This is a genomic window from Flavobacterium sp. LB2P53 (genome assembly GCF_003970305.1).
In the GTDB taxonomy this organism is placed as follows: domain Bacteria; phylum Bacteroidota; class Bacteroidia; order Flavobacteriales; family Flavobacteriaceae; genus Flavobacterium.
Genome location: NZ_RYDG01000002.1, coordinates 259,951 through 278,839, shown reverse-complemented (window position 1 = coordinate 278,839; position 18,889 = coordinate 259,951). Strand labels below are relative to the sequence as shown.

Below are 18,889 nucleotides of genomic sequence, written 5' to 3'. Positions count from 1 at the left end.
AGCAAGAAGATGCAAAGCAAAATTGATATTGAAAACCTAATACAGAATCCTGAAATTTCAATGAGATTACTTGAAAACATATAAAAAGTTAATCATCGAATAAATCACCCGAACAAGCCTCAATAGCTATCGGTAGAACCTTTTTAAAAAAGACTTTACAGCAATGTAAGGTCTTTTTTGTTTTAAATTCACAATGAAATTAAGACCTCACCTAGTTCAAAGATAGAAATAGAAAATTTGTTGATAACCATTTTAACTTAGTTACAAATCTGTGCTTCCATGCAACGCCGTTTAACAACTACAATTACTACTAAATTAATTCTTATATTTGATAAATAACTAGGTATGTGTTTTTCCAATATGCAGTGTTTAAAACTAAAAATGGCAAATCCTTATTGAAGTTTAAAATTTAACAACCACTAACCAATCTATTAAAACCTATGAACCAAACTTATTTTAAAAGAATTAATTTTAGTATCGTTCTTGTCTTTTTTATAACACTTTCCACTAGCTTAGGCTATGCTCAAAAAAAGAATGTAAAAAACAAAACAACTTCAAATTTTGTCTCAGATAGCGTATTTAATGCGCTTAAATGGAGAAATATCGGACCTTTTCGATCGGGAAGATCACTTGCGGTAGCAGGACATGCCAACCATCCTTTGACGTATTATTTTGGTTCAACAGGAGGTGGCGTTTGGAAAACAATTGATGGAGGAAATGAGTGGTTTCCTATTTCTGATAGTATTTTTAAATCATCTGCTGTAGGTGCAATTACAGTTGCTCCATCTGATGCGAATGTAGTATATGTAGGAATGGGCGAAGCGGATATGAGATCCAATATCTCTTTTGGTGACGGAATGTATAAATCTGTAAACGGCGGAAAAACTTGGTCAAAATCTGGCCTCGATAAAGCGGATGCAATCGCTAATATTGAAGTACACCCTTCTGATGCTAACATCGTTTTTGTTGCAGCAATGGGAAATCCTTTTAAATCTAATCCAGAACGCGGTGTTTACCGATCACAAGATGGTGGAAAAACATGGCAATTAGTTCTTTCTAAAGATGAAAAAACGGGCGCTATGTGTGTTCGTATCGATCCTACCAACCCTAGAATTGTTTACGCAACGCTTTGGGAAGGATATCGTAACGGTCATTCTATGTCATCAGGAGGAAAAGGATCTGGAATGTACAAATCTATTGATGGCGGTGATACTTGGAAATCGCTTAACGAAAAACCAGGAATGCCAGTTGGAATCCTCGGAAAAATGGGAATCGCTGTGTCTCCAGTAAATTCGAATCGCTTGTATGCTTTGATCGAAAATACAAAAGGCGGACTGTATCGATCTGACGATGCAGGCGAGCACTGGGAATTGATTAATGAAGATAAAAATCTTTGGCAAAGACCATGGTATTACATGAATTTACAAACCGATCCTAAAAACGAAAATGGATTAATTGTATTAAATGTAGACGCTTGGAAAACTAGCGATGGCGGTAAAAGCTTTAAAAAAATAAATGTCCGACACGGAGATACACATGATGTATGGATAAATCCTTTAAACCCAGATAACTTTATCATAGGCGATGATGGCGGTGGAGAAGTTACCTTTAATGGTGGGGAAACCTTCACGGAACTAGACACACCAACCGCTCAATTTTATCATGTATCAGTAGACAATGAATTCCCGTACAATATCTATGGAGCTCAACAGGACAATTCTTCCATTCGGATTGCTTCTAGAACTAGTGGCAATAGTATAGGTCCTGAATCTTGGTACGCCGCTGCAGGTGGCGAAGCAGGATACATCGAGGCAGATCCAACGAATGCTGACATTACATACGGTGGCGAGTACGACGGTCAATTGAGTTCTTACAACAAAAAAACAGGCCAAGGAAAAGATATCTCTCCGTATCCAGAATCAAATATTGGGGCTCCTTCTAGTGCTAAAAAATACCGTTTTCAATGGACGTACCCAATTGTTTTTTCGCCTCACAACCCAAAAAGAATGTATGTTACCTCTCAGGTAGTACACGTGACGGAAGATCAAGGTCATTCATTTGAAATTATAAGTCCTGATTTATCACGAAATGATCCAAAAACTACAGGAGAAACGGGCGGACCAATAACTAAGGATCAAACAGGAGCGGAAGTATACGCTACTATATTCACCCTCTCAGAATCACCGCTAGAAAAAGGGGTAATTTGGACCGGATCTGATGACGGTTTAGTACATATCACTAAAAACAATGGGGCAAAATGGGAGAATATCTCATTACCAACAACAGTATTGCCTGACTTTTCTTTGATTAGTATGATTCACACTTCAGAACACGAAAAAGGAAAAGCATATTTAACAGCCAATAAATACATGTACGGCGATCGTACACCGTATATGTTCAAAACGGTTGATTATGGAAAAAGTTGGACTAAAATAACCAATGGAATTCCATCTGATGAATATTGCAGAGTATTGCGTGAAGATCCTAACAAACCTGGATTACTGTTTGCTGGAACTGAGCGAGGCGTTTATGTTTCTTTCAACGATGGGGATTCTTGGCAAAAACTAAACTTGAATTTACCGGTTACTCCTATCCGAGATTTAAGAATTCAAAAAAGAGAAAAGGATTTAATCGTTGCAACCCACGGCCGATCTTTTTGGGTATTAGATGATATTACACCGCTTTATGAAATAAAAGACAAAACAGTAAAAAGAGACAAACACCTTTTCAAACCGCGTCCTGCTTATAGAATGCAAGGCGGACAAAGCGATGACATGAGTTCAGGAACTAATGCCTCAAATGGAGTAATTGTACGTTACTTTTTCAAAAAGAAACCTTCAACTGAGATAAAATTACAGTTTCTGACACTCAAAGGAGATACGATAAATACCTACTCTTCAACCAAAGACATGAAGGGTGAACCCATGAAAATTTCCAAGGAATTTTATCAAGATCCAAAAAAAGAGCAAGCGGGTTTCATCACCGCAAAAGCAGGTATGAATTCATTTGTATGGAATATGCGCTATCCAAATGCAACTGCAGTTGACGGAACTAATGTAATGTGGGCAGGATCTGGTACTGGCGCAAAAGTAGTACCGGGATCTTATATTGTTCGGTTAATTGAAGACAAAACCATTATTGCAGAGGCAGCTGTTGAAATCAAACTTGATCCTCGAATGACCACGAGTGATGCTGATTTAAAAGAGCAATTTGACTTGCACCAAAAAGTAAATAAAAAAGTCAATGAAGCTCATCTCGCGATTAACCAATTGCGAAAAATACGCACGCAAATTAATGGATACATAGCAACTGTAAAAGATACTGTGGCAGTCAATCAAATGAAAAAAATGACGAAATCGACTCTGGAAAATTTGGATAAAATTGAGTCATCATTAATGCAGCCAAAAGCTAAAGCACCACAAGATGTGTTAGCTTTCCCAATTCAATTGAACGATAAAATGGCTGGATTAGGATCCAATATTTCGTCATCGGAATCAAAACCAACCCGAAATGCTTATGTTGTTTATGAAGATTTAGCTATGAAAATAGATGCCGAACTCCAGAAAATAAAAGATATCGTGGATAACGATGTCAAGAAATTTAATGCTTTTGTAATGAAACAGCAAATTCCTGCCATTATTTTAGATAAGGAAATAAAATAATTAGATCGTATCAATCTTGTCAAATGGAGCGCAGTCGAGATTTAACTGCTAATCTGTCCCGAGGGGCGAGCCCAAGAGAGGAGCTTTTTAAAAAGACTTTACAGCAATGTAAGGTCTTTTTTGTTTTAAGGCTTTAGTGAAAGCCGGGCTTCATGGTGATTAATGAGAAAAACTATCTTGTTTTGCAAAAACCGTTCTGTTTCAAAAACAGCAGTCATTCTCCTTTTAAAATTTGAGATAAATAGTGATCCTATTCTATTTTTAATTTAGATATTTACATTTAAAATTAATCAGATGATACGAAGACAGTTTATTGGTTCGGCGGCTTTAGTAGGTATTGCAGGTGTTTTTGGATTCACAAAACACTCCAATGAAAAAAATTTAATACACCATGTGTTTTTTTGGTTAAAGAACCCCCAATCGGAAGAAGATAAACAGCAATTGATTTCCGGCTTGAAAACTTTAGCAGCAATTCCAACGGTTCGCCAATTTCATTTGGGTATATTAGCTTCTACGGAAAAACGGGAAGTAGTAGACACTTCTTGGGACGTTTCAGAGCTGTTATTTTTTGATGATGAAGCGGGTCAAAAAATATATCAGGACCACCCTATTCATCAGGATTTTGTAAAAAACTGTTCCCATCTTTGGGAGAAAGTTTTGGTTTATGATGCAATAGACTTATAGGCCTTGAATCTTGAGATATTAGATCAAATACTTTTACCATAATTAAGAGATTCTAAACAAAAATTAATGAATTCTTATTTTTTTCAGCCATTACAATTTTCTACTTTACCATTTTTGCAATAATCTTTTTTGCTTGATTTGAATTACCCCAGCTTGCGATTTCGTGCAAAACAGGCATTAAGCTTTTCACTTTAGCAAATGAAAATGTAATTCCAGATTTAGATATTGGAAATTATTTGAATAACATTCGTCGGGAAAAATTATTTATTGTTGAGCAAAAACTTGTTGATGGCAAAATTTTTGAAGTAGAAAGATCATATTATTTAGCAGAAGTAGAAATTGGAAATAAAGTATCTATAAACAATGAGGTTATTAAAGACGGCTCATATCAAATAAGCAACGAAAAAAAAAATATGAAGTCAAAAACAATACAATAATACAGATTTTTACAGTTAACATTTACAAAACTTCTTCTGAAACAGAAATTACAGTACATCAAAAAAATTACTGGGAGATATCAAAAGGTGATAGCGTTTTTATAAACTCTGAAATTGCAGAAAGTCAATCATTAAAACTTACGAAAGGGAGGATTTTATTAATTCATGATGGTAAAATTAACCAAATTAAATGGAAAACAATTTTTCATAATTTACTGTATTTATTTCTGCATTAAATTCTCACTAAGTTTCAGAGTAAATTGGGCATTTAATCGCAATAATACTTATGTCATGGGGTGATTATGTTTTTAAAGTTTCAATATAAAAACATGGGACAAATATTAAATGCCAACTGTAGAATTTGCAATTTTGAAACTGATTTTAAATATGGTGGCGGTCAGTTTAATTACCATGAAAACCGCCCTGTTTCTGCTATAAATAAAGAAACTGGACAATTTGAAACCGTGAACTATTATTTCACTTTCTTAATTGCACTGCTCTCTATCCAGCCTTCGGTTCCATCCGTTAGTTGCACTTTTTTCCATTTTTCGATGACTTCCTTCACATAAACTTTAGTTCCTTCATGCAGCACAAAAATAGATTTACCGCCATTTCTGGGTTCGCTTTTCACATTCGCCATTTCGGCAAAAACAATGGCTGGTTTTTCGGTATCAAAATGACTTTTCTCAATAATAGCTGCGACCAGCGTCATTAGTAAAAGAAAAACAGCCAGAAACATTCCAAAAAAGAAAATCCGTTTAGGAAGTGTTCTTTGTAAAAAATAGTACCCGATAAAAAACAACAAAAAAGCGGCAGCCAATCCTACAGAAACCCATCCCCAGGTATTATAATGATAAATTCCCGTGAAATCACGAACTAATTTTGCAAAACCTACTTTTGGGATTACTTTAATTTCATCAATTGTTCTTTTTTGAGCGAATTTCAGGTTGTTAATACTTCCTTGATCGTTTGGATTGAGCACTAATGCTTTTTCATAATTGTAGATCGAAGGCGCAACCTGATTCAATTTATAATAGGCATTTCCTAAATTAAAATACAATTCCGAAGAGTGCTGCTGCTGGGTTTTCAAAACACTTTCATAGGCAGCCACGGCTTCAGTGTACTTTGCCTTTTCATAATACGCATTCCCTTTTTCAAAGCCGTTTTGGGCAAAGAAAAACTGAGTTGAAAGTAAAAGTATGTATAGTATATTTTTCATCATTATCTTTTTTTGCAACGAGGGCACAAAGGCTCAAAGTGTATTTACTCAAAAATTAATTTTAGTACTTTTATTAAGCAATCTGTTTTTCCAACGCAGCGATGATATAAACTGCTTTATCAAAATCCTGTTGTATTGTAACACTGGATGAAGGTGCATAACGAGCCACTTCACAATTTTCAGTAAGCGCAATAAAATCGTTTACAGCTTCTGGTTTTGCATTTCGGGACAACAATAATTCCTGAATATTATTCTTGCTCATTTCAGAGGTTTCAATGTGTAATTTTGCCTTCAGGAAATTATGCATCGCTTTCTCCAGTGCAATGTAAAACAGTTCTTTGTTATTGATTTGTTTCTTGGCCACTGATAAATATTTCTTGGCCAGTCTATTATTCATTCGGATTCTGTTTCCGGAAATATCGCCATCCATAGCTTCCTTTTTCTTTTTGAATAACACAATTATTGGAACCAATAAAAAAGGCAGTACTAACAATCCAATAAACAAATTCGATCCATAGAAATCCTCTTTATCAATGGTAACCAGATTAGTTTTTGACTTGATCGTTTTAAATTCTTCAACCGCTGCAATTTTATTTTTATTTCCAGCTGTAGCAGAAGAATCTGCCGGAGAGGGGCCATCAAGAATATGGATCATAATCTCTGGAGAACGGAGTGTTTTATACGTACGGGAATCCAAATCAAAATAAGAAAACAGCATTGGTTTTACTGGATAATTCCCTCTGTATTGCGGAATTATAGTATAACTGTCTGACATTTTTCCGCTCATACCGGAAAGTGGTGTACTGATGTCTTCGCTGTGAACGGCATCATACATTTCCAGCGCATTTGGCACAACTGGTTTTGGCAAACTGAACAATTTTAGATTCCCTTTTCCGGTTACGCTGACAACAAGATCCAGACTTTCTCCGTTTTTTAAATCGGTTTTAGACGGTGTGACTTTGAAGTCGAAACTTCCAACCGCTCCGGTAAAATTTTCTGGTTTTCCAGACTCGGGTAGTGGTTTAACGGTAATGGTTTTGGCTCCGGCCGAAACTCTTTGGGTCGTTTCCGTTAGTACCATTCGACCAAACATATCCCTTTGGTTCGTTGGTAACTGCACATCAACTGCTAATGATAGGGGCTCGATCTTAAGTTTTCCTGATTTTTGCGGATATAGCACTACTTTTTTTAGCACGATATAGCGATAATTTTGGCCTTTAAACATCCCCTCTTCGGCAGCAAGCTGTTTTATTTCAATATTTTGACTCCAAAAATCATTGTATTTTGGCTTGGTTAGTTCTCCTAAATTTGAGATTCCAATATTTGCAAAATACAATTTGTACACGACCGTAATGGGTTCGTTGATGTACGGATTTGTTTTAGACACATCGGCAACAAGATATAAGTTTTCATCCGCAGACACTTGTGAATCGTTTGGATCTCTGGGTTGTTGCGTAGCCTCAGTAACATTTATTTTTACTGGTGCTGTCTTATAAATTTGACCATTAAACTCTATGGCTGCCTGCTTGATAACCAAGGTTCCTTTTTGATTTGGCAAAAGAATATATGAATAGACTTTCTCAAAAGAACTTCTCCCGTTTACCCAGGACTGACTTACTTGCTGGCTGGGCCCGGCAACAATTCTAAATCCTTCAAATGAAGGCTTCACAAAATTATCCCCATCTACATTCATCATAAAATCAATACGCAACCTCTCATTTAAGCCCAACGTACTTTTGCTGACTTTGGCCTCAAACTGAACCTGAGCATTAAGGGAGCTGCACACCAATAAAACGATTGCTGCTATATATTTTTTCATTTTCAAACTGTCTAATTGAATTACCAATCCTTCTCCGTTTTAACTGGTTTTCCTTTTACTTTCTGGGCATTCACCTTATCCTGAACCTTCTTTTCTTCTCTATTTACAGCATCTAGTAAATTTTCCAGACGCTGCTTGGAGATACCTCCAGGTGCTGGTTTTGGCTCCCCATTTTCATTGGGTTTTGGCTCATTTTTATCTTTGTCCTGATCACCTTTATCGTCTTTTTTATCTTCCTCTTTTTTGTCTTTCTTATCGTCCTTTTTATCGTCTTTCTTGTCTTTATCTTTATCTTTCTTGTCGTCTTTTTTCTTGTCATCCTTTGGCGGATTGTCTTTCAGCATTTTTTTGGCCAAAGCAAAATTATAACGGGTTTCCTCATCGGTTGGGTCATTTCGCAAGGCGTTTTTATACGCTTCTACCGCCTGAGTATAATCCTTTTCATTCATGAATACGTTTCCCAAATTATGCAGGGCTCTGTGTTTTTGAGGTCTCGTTTTTGAATTTTTAAATGCTTTGGCGTACGCAAATTTGGCTTCTCCAGACTGCTTTTGCTTGTAAATACTATTTCCAAGATTGAAGGACGCAGCGGTACTATTAGGGAATTTTGAATCCGAAATTCTGTAATTAGCCTCTGCCTCTGCGAATTTATTTTCCGCATATTCTGCATTTGCTTTAGGCAAAATTCGGTCTTTTTGTTGTGCGTACAAACCGGCCGTTCCGCAGAAAGCAATCATTAAAAAAGCAATTATGATAATTTTAAATCTTTTCATTTATTGTATCTATAAATCCAGAAGGTTAAGAACCTTTAGGAAATAATTATTTATTTTCGTTAAATAAATTCAATTTCTTAACCCAGTTTGTTTTTCTCTCCAATAGAAAGACATCCACAAATAACAGCAAGAAGGCAAACCCCAAAAACCATTGAAATTGCGATTGAAAATCCGCCATTTCCGTCGCTTCAAATTCGGTTTTTTGAATATTATTCAATGCATTTTTTACATATTCAAGCACTTCTTTGGTATTATTTCCGTTTACATAACCCCCTTTTGTGGCTTTAGCAATCGCTGTCAGACTTTCTGGAACCAACTTCGTTATAACCACTTGGTTGTTATTGTCTTTCTTGAAACCTTCAATAATTCCATTTCTTTTCAATGGGATTGTACCTCCTTTTTCAGTTCCAACACCAATTGTAATAATTTTAATTCCCAACTTATTGGCTTCTTCAGCCGCTTCTTCAGCACCTTCATTATGGTCTTCACCATCCGAAATCATGATCAATAACTTACTCGTTTTTTTATCATCAAAATAGGTTGACGATAATTTGATTGCCTCGTTGAACGATGTTCCTACGGAGGAAACCATATCAGTATTCATGCTTTGCAAAAACATTTTTGCAACGCTGTAATCCGTAGTGATGGGCAATACCGGAAAAGCACTTCCGGCATACGCCACAATACCTATCCTATCGCTTCCTAACTGGTTGATGATTTGTGAGACAATTTGCTTGCTTTTGTCCAATCGATTGGGCGCAACATCTTCGGCCAGCATACTTTTAGAAACATCCATTGCAAAAACAATGTCAATCCCTTCCCGTTTTACGGTTTCCATCTTGGTGCCAATCTTTGGGTTTACCAAAGCAAAAATCAGCCCAAGAAAAGCTAAAATCAGCACGACTATTTTTAATACTGGCTTAAAAACGGAACTTTCCGGACTTAATTTTTTTACCATTTCTAAATCTCCAAACTCGCGCTGTTTCTTTCTTTTCCAATATAAATTGGCCAGAAAAACCAACACTAAAAGAGGCAGTATAAAAAGAAGGTATAAATATTTTTTTTCGTCTAATTCCATTTTTAATTTTAGATTTATGAATTTTGATCTTAGATTTTTACCCTAAATCAAAATTCTAAACTTGGTCATTCTAATTCCAATATTCCAGTTCGTGCTCCCTTCCCTTCGGGGAGGGCTGGGGTGGGGATTTTATATAAAGCTTTTAAAAACTGTATTCCTTAGTCCTACTTCCAGCAACAACAAAAAACCGGCAAACCATATAAAAGGCCTGAATTTTTCATCGTAATCATAGAATTTTAATTCTTCTATTTCTGTAGTTTCCAGTTTATTGATGGAGGCATAAATTTCGGCCAGCTTGCTATTGCTGGTGGCTCTAAAATATTTTCCGTCCGTTTTTCTGGCAATACTTTTCATTAATTGTTCGTCGATTTCCACTTTCATCATTTGGAATAAAAACGTTCCATTAGGTGCTATTTTATAGGGAAACATGGCCATTCCGTTAGTTCCAATTCCTACTGTGTATACTTTTATTCCATATTGCTTGGCGATGTCTGAGGCTGTTTCCGGCTCAATGAACCCAGCATTATTCACACCATCTGTCAAAAGAATAATGACTTTACTTTTGGCTTTACTGTCTTTTAATCGGTTTACGGCAGTGGCTAATCCCATCCCGATTCCGGTTCCGTCCTGCAAAACAGTATCGTATTTTATAGTGCTAATCGCATTTAGGATTACTGCTTTATCGCTGGTCACCGGTGTTTTTGTGTACGCTTCCGAGGCATACACCACTAATCCTATTCTGTCATTTGGTCGTTCTTCAACAAAATCAGCTGCGACTCTTTTCAATGCTTCCATTCGGTTTGGTTTCAAATCTTTGGCCAGCATACTTCCAGAAACATCTATTGCCATAACAATATCAATTCCTTTAGTTGTTTTTGTTCTACTGCTTACATCCACCGTTCTTGGCCTGGCCATGGCAACAATTAAAGAACACAATGCTAAAACCCGTAATACATTCAACAGTGGCTTTAACTTTGTCAAATACGACTCTGCGCCTTTAAATCCTGCTATAGAACTAATTTTTAATGTTGCGATCTGTTCGTTTTTTGTCCAAAGCAACCAGGCAATCACAACTGGAATCAGTAGAAACAGCCAAAAAAATTCTGGGTTCAAAAAAGTTATTTTATCCATTATTTACTTGCTTGTTTTAATTCGACCGAGTTCAAAACTCGTTCTGAGATTTCATTGCCATAGGTATCTCCTTCTTCATGAAAAAGTAAAATTTGTTGTAATCCACCTTCCTGACTGAACAATACTGCTTCATAGTACATTTTTACACCTGTCGCATCACCGCCATCAACTTGGGAAAAAGTGCCGTAGGCTTTAATCCCTTTGACCCCTTCTTTGGTTTCAAATTCTTCTTGTTTAACAATCATATTTTGAGCTCCTTGGGATTCTAATGATTGCAATATCCCGTCCATCGATTTAGCCAAATCAATTTGCGTTTCTGCTTTGAATTTTAACGTAGAAACCATCACATAAAAACGATCTAAAACACTACCATACACAAACGATTGCATCTCTTTAATCAATGCCATTCCATTTTTAGGAAGCGTTTTAGTCAGATCTATTCTCTTGAGTACTTTTGGTGTTTCTATGATAATTCCTGGATTTCCATATTCACTTTTTACCCATTCGCCTTCTAATAATTCTTTTGTAGGATGACCAATGATATTGTCTTTCACATAACTAAACCCTTTGGTAACAATAAAAAAAGTGGTGGTCGCTGCCAATAAAAAAAGTACAATAGCGCTGGCCGTAAGAATCCGTTTATTTCTTTGTTTGCGCAACTGAATTTGAATTTGTTTTTGTCTTTGTGCTTCATTCAACAGTATCTCTTCTGCTTCTGGAACTTCCAGCGGAATGGAGCTGTCCAGGGTTAAAATTGCTTTTTGAATTTTATTTCGGTCTTCGGTTATTTCAAAATCCAATGGTTTCGATTTGGCAAATTTCACTAAATCGGCTTGTTTCAAAACACGCTCCAGATTATCTATAATTTCCTTCGAAAGCGTCATTTTCTTTTTGACAGAAGCCGCTCTAAGTCCAAGAATCAGCTCTGATGTAGTACTTTCCATAGCTGGAATTTCTATGGCTTCTTCAATATAATTTCGGGCAATATCAGTCAATTCACTGTAATAGGCCTTGACTTCTCCTTTTTGCCAAAGTTCTTTTTTCTCCAAAGAATCTAGCAAACTAGTCGCTCTTTCTATAGGCGTTTTATAAATTTCTTTGTGTAGTTTTTTCTCTTGTCGTTTTTTAATAAACCAATAAATACACGCTCCTATACCACCAATCAAAGCAACAATCAGCAGGTATTTCCACCAATCCCCAATTGAATTATCCGCAGGAGCAATGTCCTTGATGTCGTACATTTTTTGTTTCAAAGTATCCACTTGAACATTCGCTACCTCAACCAAAAGCGAATCCGTAAAAAACGGCTTGCTGTTGATAAAAATCTTGATACTTGGAACCACATATCTGCCAGAATCAAATTGGGTCAACCCGTATTTCTTGATTAATTCATAACGGCCGTCCATTTTGACCGTATCAATAGGATACGACTGAATCACCTCTAAAGCGCCAAGGTTTTTTAAGTTTGGAAAAATGACCTTAGACGAAGTATCAACAGTAGTTTTTATAGATAATTTAAATTCGGCACCAATTTTATTTTTAATTGTATCAATACTTGTGACTACTTGCTTTTGTTGTGCAAAAACAGCCGTAGAAAGCAGCAATAGTAGGTATAATTGTTTTTTCATCTTTTATTATTGAACCCTTATCTCGATTTAAAATAACTCAGCAATTTAGTCACATAACTTTCATCAACTCTTGTGTTTACCACACCTGAACCTGATTTACTGAATGTTTCTTTAAAATAGGTTACTTTATTATGGTACTGTTTTTCATAATTCATTCGCACTGCTTTCGAGCTGGTATTTATCAATTCAATTGCTCCGGTTTCGGCATCAAGCATAGAAACCATCCCTAAATTCGGCATTTTTTCTTCCCGAATGTCGTACACGCGAATCCCAGTTATATCGTGTTTTTTAGAGGCTATTTTTAATGTATGTTCATACTCTTCCGACATGAAATCAGAAATTACAAACACAATAGCTTTCTTTTTCTGGGTTCCCGATAAAAATTTTAAGGCTTGGGCAAGATCTGTTTTACGGCTTTTGGGCTGAAATTCGATCAATTCCCTGATGATGCGCAATACATGCGATCTTCCCTTTTTTGGCGGAATATACAATTCGATTGCGTCAGAAAACAAAATTAAACCTATTTTATCATTGTTTTGTGTGGCTGAAAAAGCCATTGTTGCCGCAATCTCCGTAACAATATCTTTCTTGAATTGATTTTTCGAACCAAAACTTTCTGATCCTGATATATCCACCATCAACATCATGGTCAATTCCCGTTCTTCCTCAAACACTTTTACGTGCGCTTCATTATATCGCGCCGTAACATTCCAATCAATAGCACGAATATCATCTCCAAACTGGTATTGACGCACCTCGCTGAACGTCATTCCGCGCCCTTTAAAAGATGTGTGGTATTCCCCCGAAAAGATGTGATCGCTCAATCTTCGGGTTTTGATTTCTATTTTTCGTACTTTTTTTAAGAGGTCTTTTGTATCCATTTCTTTGGTAATTAGTGAGAAGTGAGTGGTGAGTAGCAACCAAAAAAGGCTAATTACTATTCACTTTTTACTATTCACTTTTATGGCACTTCTATTTCGTTTACAATTTTGTTAATGATATCGACTGAAGTAATGTTTTCGGCTTCTGCTTCGTAGGTAACACCAATTCTGTGACGCAATACATCATGCACTACCGCCCGAACATCTTCTGGAATTACATAACCGCGACGTTTGATAAAAGCGTAACATTTTGCAGCATTTGCTAAATTGATGCTTCCTCGAGGAGATGCTCCAAAACTGATTAACGGTTTCAAATCAGCCAATTTGTATTTCTCCGGGTACCGTGTGGCAAAAACGATATCCAGAATGTATTTCTCTATTTTTTCATCCATGTATACTTCCCGAACGGCTTCCTGTGCGCGCAAGATTTGCTCTACTGAAACTACTGGATTAACTTTTTCATAACTCCCTTTCAGGTTCTGGCGAACAATCAAACGTTCGTCTTCCATTTTTGGGTAATCAATAACCGTTTTCAACATAAAACGATCCACCTGGGCTTCAGGCAATTGGTACGTTCCTTCTTGTTCAATAGGATTTTGAGTAGCCAAAACCAAGAATGGACGGTCTAGTTTGAAAGTAGTGTCTCCAATAGTTACTTGCTTTTCCTGCATGGCTTCCAGTAAGGCGGATTGTACTTTGGCAGGTGCACGATTTATCTCATCCGCAAGGACGAAATTAGCAAAAATTGGTCCTTTTTTTATCGAAAACTCATTTTGCTTAATATTGTAAATCATTGTTCCCACAACATCCGCAGGCAATAAATCCGGCGTAAATTGTATTCTGCTGAAAGAACCATGTACGGCTTGTGAAAGCGTATTGATCGCTAATGTTTTTGCTAATCCGGGAACTCCTTCTAATAAAATATGACCCTGACCCAAAAGTCCAATCAACAAACGCTCCACCATGTGCTTTTGACCTACAATAACCTTGTTCATTTCCATTGTGAGAAGGTCTATAAAAGCACTCTCTCTTTCAATTTTTTCATTGATTGCTCTGATGTCTAAAGCCGCTGTATTTTCTTCCATTTTATTATTTTTAAAACCTTGAATTTAATGCCGTCGTTTTGAAGGTGCAAATTGAATTTTTTTTTAGAAGTAAGATGTTAAAAAATGGTTAAAACTTCGACAAAAGACTTAATTTTAAGGCCGAATTATGATACAATTTTTATATTTTTAAGAACTTTGAAAAATATATTTCGAATTTGAAGATTTACGCATTTTAATAAAAAATAAAAAACATGAATAAAACTAAATTATCACCCATTGTAGCAGGCGTCATGAACTGGGGGATTTGGGATAAAAATCTCAATACCAAAGAAATGGAAAACATGATTAATGTGTGTTTAGAAAATAAAATCACAACTTTTGACCATGCTGATATCTACGGGGATTACACCACCGAGTCTGATTTTGGAAAAGCATTTACAGCCAGCAGTATTGACCGGGAAAAAATGCAATTGATATCCAAATGCGGAATCCAAATGGTGACCGAAAACCGGAACAATACGATCAAACATTATGAATATTCAAAAGAGTACATTATCTGGTCCGTTGAAAACTCCTTAAAAAACCTGCATACCGATTATTTAGACGTGCTTTTACTACACAGACCCAGTCCTTTGATGCAGCCGGATGAAATTGCCGAAGCCGTTTTGAAGCTAAAATCAGAAGGGAAGATCATCGATTTTGGAGTTTCTAATTTCACTTCTACACAAACCGAATTAATTGGTCAAAAAACAGAAGTCTTGTACAATCAAGTCCAATTTTCGGCCACTAATTTCGAACCTATGGTGGATGGAAGTTTTGATTATATGCAGGCCAATAACATTCGGCCTATGTCTTGGAATCCACTTGGATCTGTTTTCAGAAAAGATATTCCGCAAACCCATCGCTTAAAAAAATTATTGGCGACCTTAGTTTCAAAATACCATTTAGGCTCCGACTCGATTTTGCTGTCCTGGATTTTAAAACACCCTGCTCAAGTAATTCCTATTGCCGGAACGGTAAATGTAGCCCGAATCCAATCCTTGATGAAAGCCGTTGAATTAGAATTAGACAAAGAAGATTGGTTTGCAATTTGGGCAGCAAGTATGGGAACAAATGTAGCCTAGAATCCCTATTCAACTCAACAACTTTAGAATCAAAAAAGAAAAAAATTTCATGACTAAAACAGCCTTAGTGACCGGAGCCACCAGCGGAATTGGTAAAGCAACAGCACAAATATTAGCTAAAAATAACTATCAGATTATTCTTTGCGGACGCCGTGAGGACCGATTGACTGAACTCAAAAAGGAGCTTTCAGCATTTACCAAAGTGCATACGTTGTCTTTTGACGTTCGAGATAAAAAAGCGGTTTTCGAAAGCATCAATTCTATTCCGGAAGTCTTTGCTACAATTGATGTTTTGATTAATAATGCCGGAAATGCACATGGTTTAGACCCCATTCAAAAAGGAGATTTAGACGACTGGGATGCCATGATTGATATCAATGTAAAAGGACTTTTGTACGTCTCAAAAGCCATAATCCCACAAATGATCGAACGAAAATCAGGTCATATTATCAACATTGGGTCCATAGCCGGAAAAGAAGTATATCCAAACGGAAACGTCTATTGTGCTTCCAAACATGCTGTTGATGCCTTAAACCAAGCTATGCGAATGGACTTGAATCCTTATGGAATCCGGGTGGGAGCCATTCATCCCGGTGCCGTGGAAACAGAATTCAGTGAAGTGCGTTTCAAAGGCGATACAGACAGAGCCGCCAATGTATACAAAGGTTTTGAGCCATTACATCCTGAAGACATTGCTGACATTATTCACTTTGTAGTTTCCAGACCGTACCATGTAAATATTGCCGATTTGATGGTGTTGCCAACCGCACAAGCCGCTGCTACTATTTTAAAAAGGAATTGATTATCCCCATTATTTATTATAAAACACTACAATACATCGAGTTATCATTATATTTATAAAAGGGAATAAACAAAAAATGCAACAGGTAAAAATGCAACCGCTAATTCGCAGATTTTCTAATTAATTTTAAAATCTGCGAATTAGCGGTAGTTTATTAAAATATTCTGATAGAAAAGGATCAAAATAGGATCAACAAATATGTCTTTACAACACTGAAAAAAAAAATACATAATAAACAGTACCAATGATCAACAAACGCATTCTTATTAAAAACCTGCTTGCTCACAATGATGAAAGTAGTTTTTATGACAAAAAGCGCCAGTTAAATTTGCATACACGGGAAGGAAAAGCCAAGTTTCTCAAACACATTTGCGCGCTGTCCAATTCAAACCCTATGAATAACTCCTATATTGTAGTGGGGGTTGAAGACCAAGACAATACTATTGTGGGGGATGATTTTTTTGATGACAGTCGGATTCAGAATTTAGTGAATGCCTATCTGGAGAATCCACCCAAAATTCAATATGAAAATATACCTTTTCCAAATCTACCAAAGGACAAGGTTATCGGACTGGTAACAATCAAGCCAAAAAGCAACACCTCCTATTTCAAAAAAGGAATTCACACGATTCCTGCCAACAGTATTTTTATCCGAAGAGGCAGCAACACGACACCGGTTGAAGGCGAAATTGAAAAGAATTATCAGAATACGGAAACCGTAATTGGCATTGAAAACAACTCCCGAAACAGCATTGAATACACACTTGATGGCGTGATTGATTTTATGAATTTACGCCACAAAGACATGTCGCCAAAGTATAAAGTATTCAAGGAGTTATTTGTGATTTGCTGGGCAGGAATTGCAAAAAAATCCCGTGATAAAACGTATTTATCCCGCGTGGATATTGAATTGATCAACGAACAAATCAAGCTGTTTTATTCGGCTCAGGATGTGGTCGAAATCACTTTTGACGAAGATACTTTTACCATTATTGAGTATGTTCCTTTGGGTCTGAATGATAAAACGAGTTATTATCCTTTAGAAAAACAAACGATTCATTTTCACGACAATGGCTATTATAAAATTGAGAGAGAGATGCTTTTTCAACCACCGGAATTCAACAAGAAAATGCTGTTCCATATTTATAATGCCAATATTACTTTGCTGAACAAACTCCAAAAAGGACTTTCATTAAGCAAACGAGAAGAAAAAGATTTAGAGAATTTACCCTCAACATTTATGATTTGCTACCTCAACGGTTTTGAAGAAGCCAAACAAAAGCTAATAGATGCCAAAGTACTGTTGAAACCTTTCAACCACGTGTATTTATCGTTTAAGGAAGCGTTGCGAATTTTGAGAAAGATGAAATATGATGTGCAGTAATTTTTTGTTGATTTATTTATTTTTAAAATGTCCTGAAAAGTAAAATAAGCCCCTAAAGTAGTGATATTTTAAGTTTTACTTTAAAATGAGATTTGAGGAATTTAGCCCTGTTATTTGCAATAAAAATCAGAATTTTTAAAAAAGAGCTCCTTTAACTTTAGTTAAAAAAATAAGTTAAAAAGTAGTACTTCACCACTCTTTTACTTAATTTTATACCTTGAAAGACAGCTCGTATTTCTTGCTGTTTTTAGACTAATAAATGAACAACCCGTACATGAGAACACTTGTTATAGGCGATATCCACGGTGGTTTGCGAGCATTGCACCAAATTATGGAAAGAGCCAATGTTACTAAAAACGACACCCTGATTTTTCTGGGAGATTACGTCGATGGCTGGAGTCAATCGCCTCAAGTACTAGATTTTATCATTGCTCTGAAAACCAAACAAAACTGCATCTGCATCCGTGGGAACCATGATGATTTATTGCTGGAATGGCTCGGCGAAAGCAAAGACAATCTGCTTTGGCACAAACATGGTGGAGAAGCAACTGTTTTAGCCTACGAAACGGTTGGCTTAGAAACCAAGAAAAAACACATTGAATTCCTGAAATCATTAGAAAATTTTCATCTGGACGAGCAACAACGGCTTTTTGTCCATGCCGGTTTTACGAATATGAATGGTGTTGACTTTGAATATTTTCCCGGGCTTTTCTATTGGGACAGAACCTTATGGGAAACGGCCTTGGCATTAGACACGACAATGAAAACCGACCATGCGTTTTACCCAAAACGCTTTACTTTATATAATGAAATCTATATTGGTCACACGCCTGTCACCCGAATAGGTGAAACGACTCCCGTTCAAAAGGCAAATGTTTGGAATGTAGATACCGGAGCAGCCTTCAAAGGACCATTGACTATTATGGATGTTGACACCAAGGAGTTTTGGCAAAGTGAACCTTTGAACCAATTGTATTTTGACGAAAAAGGAAGAAATTAGATATCCTATTTTTTTAAACCTGTGTTTAAAAGTGATCTATTACTGCCACATTAACACTTGCACAAGCTTTAAAAAACAAAAAAAATCGTCTAAGTCAAATATATTTGTCTGGGCACTTTGGATTTTATTATTGCTGTAGAAAAGGGTTTGTTTTTTTCGATGTGTATGACGGGTTAGATTACATCACAAAGATTATTGTGCGGGTTTTTTAATAAGTTTGC

General features: G+C 36.4%; 15 protein-coding genes. 7 read left to right on the top strand and 8 right to left on the bottom strand.

Annotated elements, in window-relative coordinates:
• Window positions 1-440: 440 nt before the first annotated feature.
• The 3 genes from EKL95_RS03735 to EKL95_RS03725 all read left to right on the top strand — a co-directional run bounded on the left by EKL95_RS03735 (window position 441) and on the right by EKL95_RS03725 (window position 4,783).
• Complete coding sequence (locus tag EKL95_RS03735) at window positions 441-3,662, top strand: WD40/YVTN/BNR-like repeat-containing protein (RefSeq protein WP_126563573.1); 3,222 nt, start codon at window positions 441-443, stop codon at window positions 3,660-3,662.
• A 294-nt stretch (window positions 3,663-3,956) separates the two neighbouring features.
• Window positions 3,957-4,346, top strand: coding sequence for a Dabb family protein (locus EKL95_RS03730; RefSeq protein WP_126515353.1), 390 nt, complete (start codon window positions 3,957-3,959; stop codon window positions 4,344-4,346).
• A 236-nt stretch (window positions 4,347-4,582) separates the two neighbouring features.
• Window positions 4,583-4,783 (top strand): hypothetical protein, encoded by a 201-nt coding sequence (locus EKL95_RS03725; RefSeq protein ID WP_126563572.1) that lies wholly within the window; start codon window positions 4,583-4,585, stop codon window positions 4,781-4,783.
• A gap of 472 nt (window positions 4,784-5,255) precedes the next feature.
• On the opposite strand, the gene EKL95_RS03720 is transcribed toward EKL95_RS03725, so the two are convergent.
• From EKL95_RS03720 to EKL95_RS03685, 8 genes are all read right to left on the bottom strand, one after another.
• Window positions 5,256-6,002: a tetratricopeptide repeat protein gene (locus EKL95_RS03720; RefSeq protein WP_126561410.1), complete on the bottom strand. Its 747-nt coding sequence runs from the start codon at window positions 6,000-6,002 to the stop codon at window positions 5,256-5,258.
• 73 nt (window positions 6,003-6,075) lie between these two features.
• On the bottom strand, window positions 6,076-7,821 hold the full coding sequence (locus EKL95_RS03715) for a BatD family protein (RefSeq protein ID WP_126561409.1): 1,746 nt from the start codon (window positions 7,819-7,821) through the stop codon (window positions 6,076-6,078).
• 20 nt (window positions 7,822-7,841) lie between these two features.
• Entirely contained in the window at window positions 7,842-8,594 is a 753-nt protein-coding gene (locus tag EKL95_RS03710; RefSeq protein WP_126561407.1) for a tetratricopeptide repeat protein, read from the bottom strand.
• Window positions 8,595-8,640: 46 nt separating this feature from the next.
• Entirely contained in the window at window positions 8,641-9,672 is a 1,032-nt protein-coding gene (locus EKL95_RS03705; RefSeq protein ID WP_126457678.1) for a vWA domain-containing protein, read from the bottom strand.
• Window positions 9,673-9,801: 129 nt separating this feature from the next.
• On the bottom strand, window positions 9,802-10,803 hold the full coding sequence (locus tag EKL95_RS03700; protein WP_126561406.1) for a vWA domain-containing protein: 1,002 nt from the start codon (window positions 10,801-10,803) through the stop codon (window positions 9,802-9,804).
• Window positions 10,803-12,431, bottom strand: coding sequence for a hypothetical protein (locus EKL95_RS03695; RefSeq protein WP_126563571.1), 1,629 nt, complete (start codon window positions 12,429-12,431; stop codon window positions 10,803-10,805). The genes EKL95_RS03700 and EKL95_RS03695 overlap by 1 nt, the downstream gene beginning before the upstream one ends.
• Before the next feature lie 17 nt (window positions 12,432-12,448).
• Window positions 12,449-13,312, bottom strand: coding sequence for a DUF58 domain-containing protein (locus EKL95_RS03690; protein WP_126457681.1), 864 nt, complete (start codon window positions 13,310-13,312; stop codon window positions 12,449-12,451).
• Window positions 13,313-13,392: 80 nt separating this feature from the next.
• On the bottom strand, window positions 13,393-14,397 hold the full coding sequence (locus EKL95_RS03685; protein WP_126452140.1) for an AAA family ATPase: 1,005 nt from the start codon (window positions 14,395-14,397) through the stop codon (window positions 13,393-13,395).
• Between the two features lie 212 nt (window positions 14,398-14,609).
• Between EKL95_RS03685 and EKL95_RS03680 the strand changes: the two genes are divergently transcribed.
• The 4 genes from EKL95_RS03680 to EKL95_RS03665 all read left to right on the top strand — a co-directional run bounded on the left by EKL95_RS03680 (window position 14,610) and on the right by EKL95_RS03665 (window position 18,668).
• Window positions 14,610-15,482 (top strand): aldo/keto reductase family oxidoreductase, encoded by an 873-nt coding sequence (locus tag EKL95_RS03680; RefSeq protein WP_126563570.1) that lies wholly within the window; start codon window positions 14,610-14,612, stop codon window positions 15,480-15,482.
• Window positions 15,483-15,531: 49 nt separating this feature from the next.
• On the top strand, window positions 15,532-16,284 hold the full coding sequence (locus EKL95_RS03675; RefSeq protein WP_126457682.1) for an SDR family NAD(P)-dependent oxidoreductase: 753 nt from the start codon (window positions 15,532-15,534) through the stop codon (window positions 16,282-16,284).
• A 244-nt stretch (window positions 16,285-16,528) separates the two neighbouring features.
• Window positions 16,529-17,668 carry an ATP-binding protein gene (locus EKL95_RS03670; protein WP_126457683.1) on the top strand — a complete coding sequence of 380 codons (1,140 nt, stop codon included), beginning with the start codon at window positions 16,529-16,531 and terminating at the stop codon, window positions 17,666-17,668.
• A gap of 274 nt (window positions 17,669-17,942) precedes the next feature.
• Entirely contained in the window at window positions 17,943-18,668 is a 726-nt protein-coding gene (locus EKL95_RS03665; protein WP_126452327.1) for a metallophosphoesterase family protein, read from the top strand.
• Window positions 18,669-18,889 lie beyond the last annotated feature (221 nt).

What these genes read in the sequence shown, in the direction of transcription:
- EKL95_RS03680 (WP_126563570.1), top strand. Translation starts at nt 14,610, where the DNA reads ATGAATAAAACTAAATTATCACCCATTGTAGCAGGCGTCATGAACTGG.
- EKL95_RS03690 (WP_126457681.1), bottom strand. Translation starts at nt 13,312, where the DNA reads ATGGATACAAAAGACCTCTTAAAAAAAGTACGAAAAATAGAAATCAAA.
- EKL95_RS03670 (WP_126457683.1), top strand. Translation starts at nt 16,529, where the DNA reads ATGATCAACAAACGCATTCTTATTAAAAACCTGCTTGCTCACAATGAT.
- EKL95_RS03695 (WP_126563571.1), bottom strand. Translation starts at nt 12,431, where the DNA reads ATGAAAAAACAATTATACCTACTATTGCTGCTTTCTACGGCTGTTTTT.
- EKL95_RS03735 (WP_126563573.1), top strand. Translation starts at nt 441, where the DNA reads ATGAACCAAACTTATTTTAAAAGAATTAATTTTAGTATCGTTCTTGTC.
- EKL95_RS03665 (WP_126452327.1), top strand. Translation starts at nt 17,943, where the DNA reads ATGAGAACACTTGTTATAGGCGATATCCACGGTGGTTTGCGAGCATTG.
- EKL95_RS03710 (WP_126561407.1), bottom strand. Translation starts at nt 8,594, where the DNA reads ATGAAAAGATTTAAAATTATCATAATTGCTTTTTTAATGATTGCTTTC.
- EKL95_RS03715 (WP_126561409.1), bottom strand. Translation starts at nt 7,821, where the DNA reads ATGAAAAAATATATAGCAGCAATCGTTTTATTGGTGTGCAGCTCCCTT.
- EKL95_RS03730 (WP_126515353.1), top strand. Translation starts at nt 3,957, where the DNA reads ATGATACGAAGACAGTTTATTGGTTCGGCGGCTTTAGTAGGTATTGCA.
- EKL95_RS03705 (WP_126457678.1), bottom strand. Translation starts at nt 9,672, where the DNA reads ATGGAATTAGACGAAAAAAAATATTTATACCTTCTTTTTATACTGCCT.
- EKL95_RS03700 (WP_126561406.1), bottom strand. Translation starts at nt 10,803, where the DNA reads ATGGATAAAATAACTTTTTTGAACCCAGAATTTTTTTGGCTGTTTCTA.
- EKL95_RS03685 (WP_126452140.1), bottom strand. Translation starts at nt 14,397, where the DNA reads ATGGAAGAAAATACAGCGGCTTTAGACATCAGAGCAATCAATGAAAAA.
- EKL95_RS03720 (WP_126561410.1), bottom strand. Translation starts at nt 6,002, where the DNA reads ATGAAAAATATACTATACATACTTTTACTTTCAACTCAGTTTTTCTTT.
- EKL95_RS03675 (WP_126457682.1), top strand. Translation starts at nt 15,532, where the DNA reads ATGACTAAAACAGCCTTAGTGACCGGAGCCACCAGCGGAATTGGTAAA.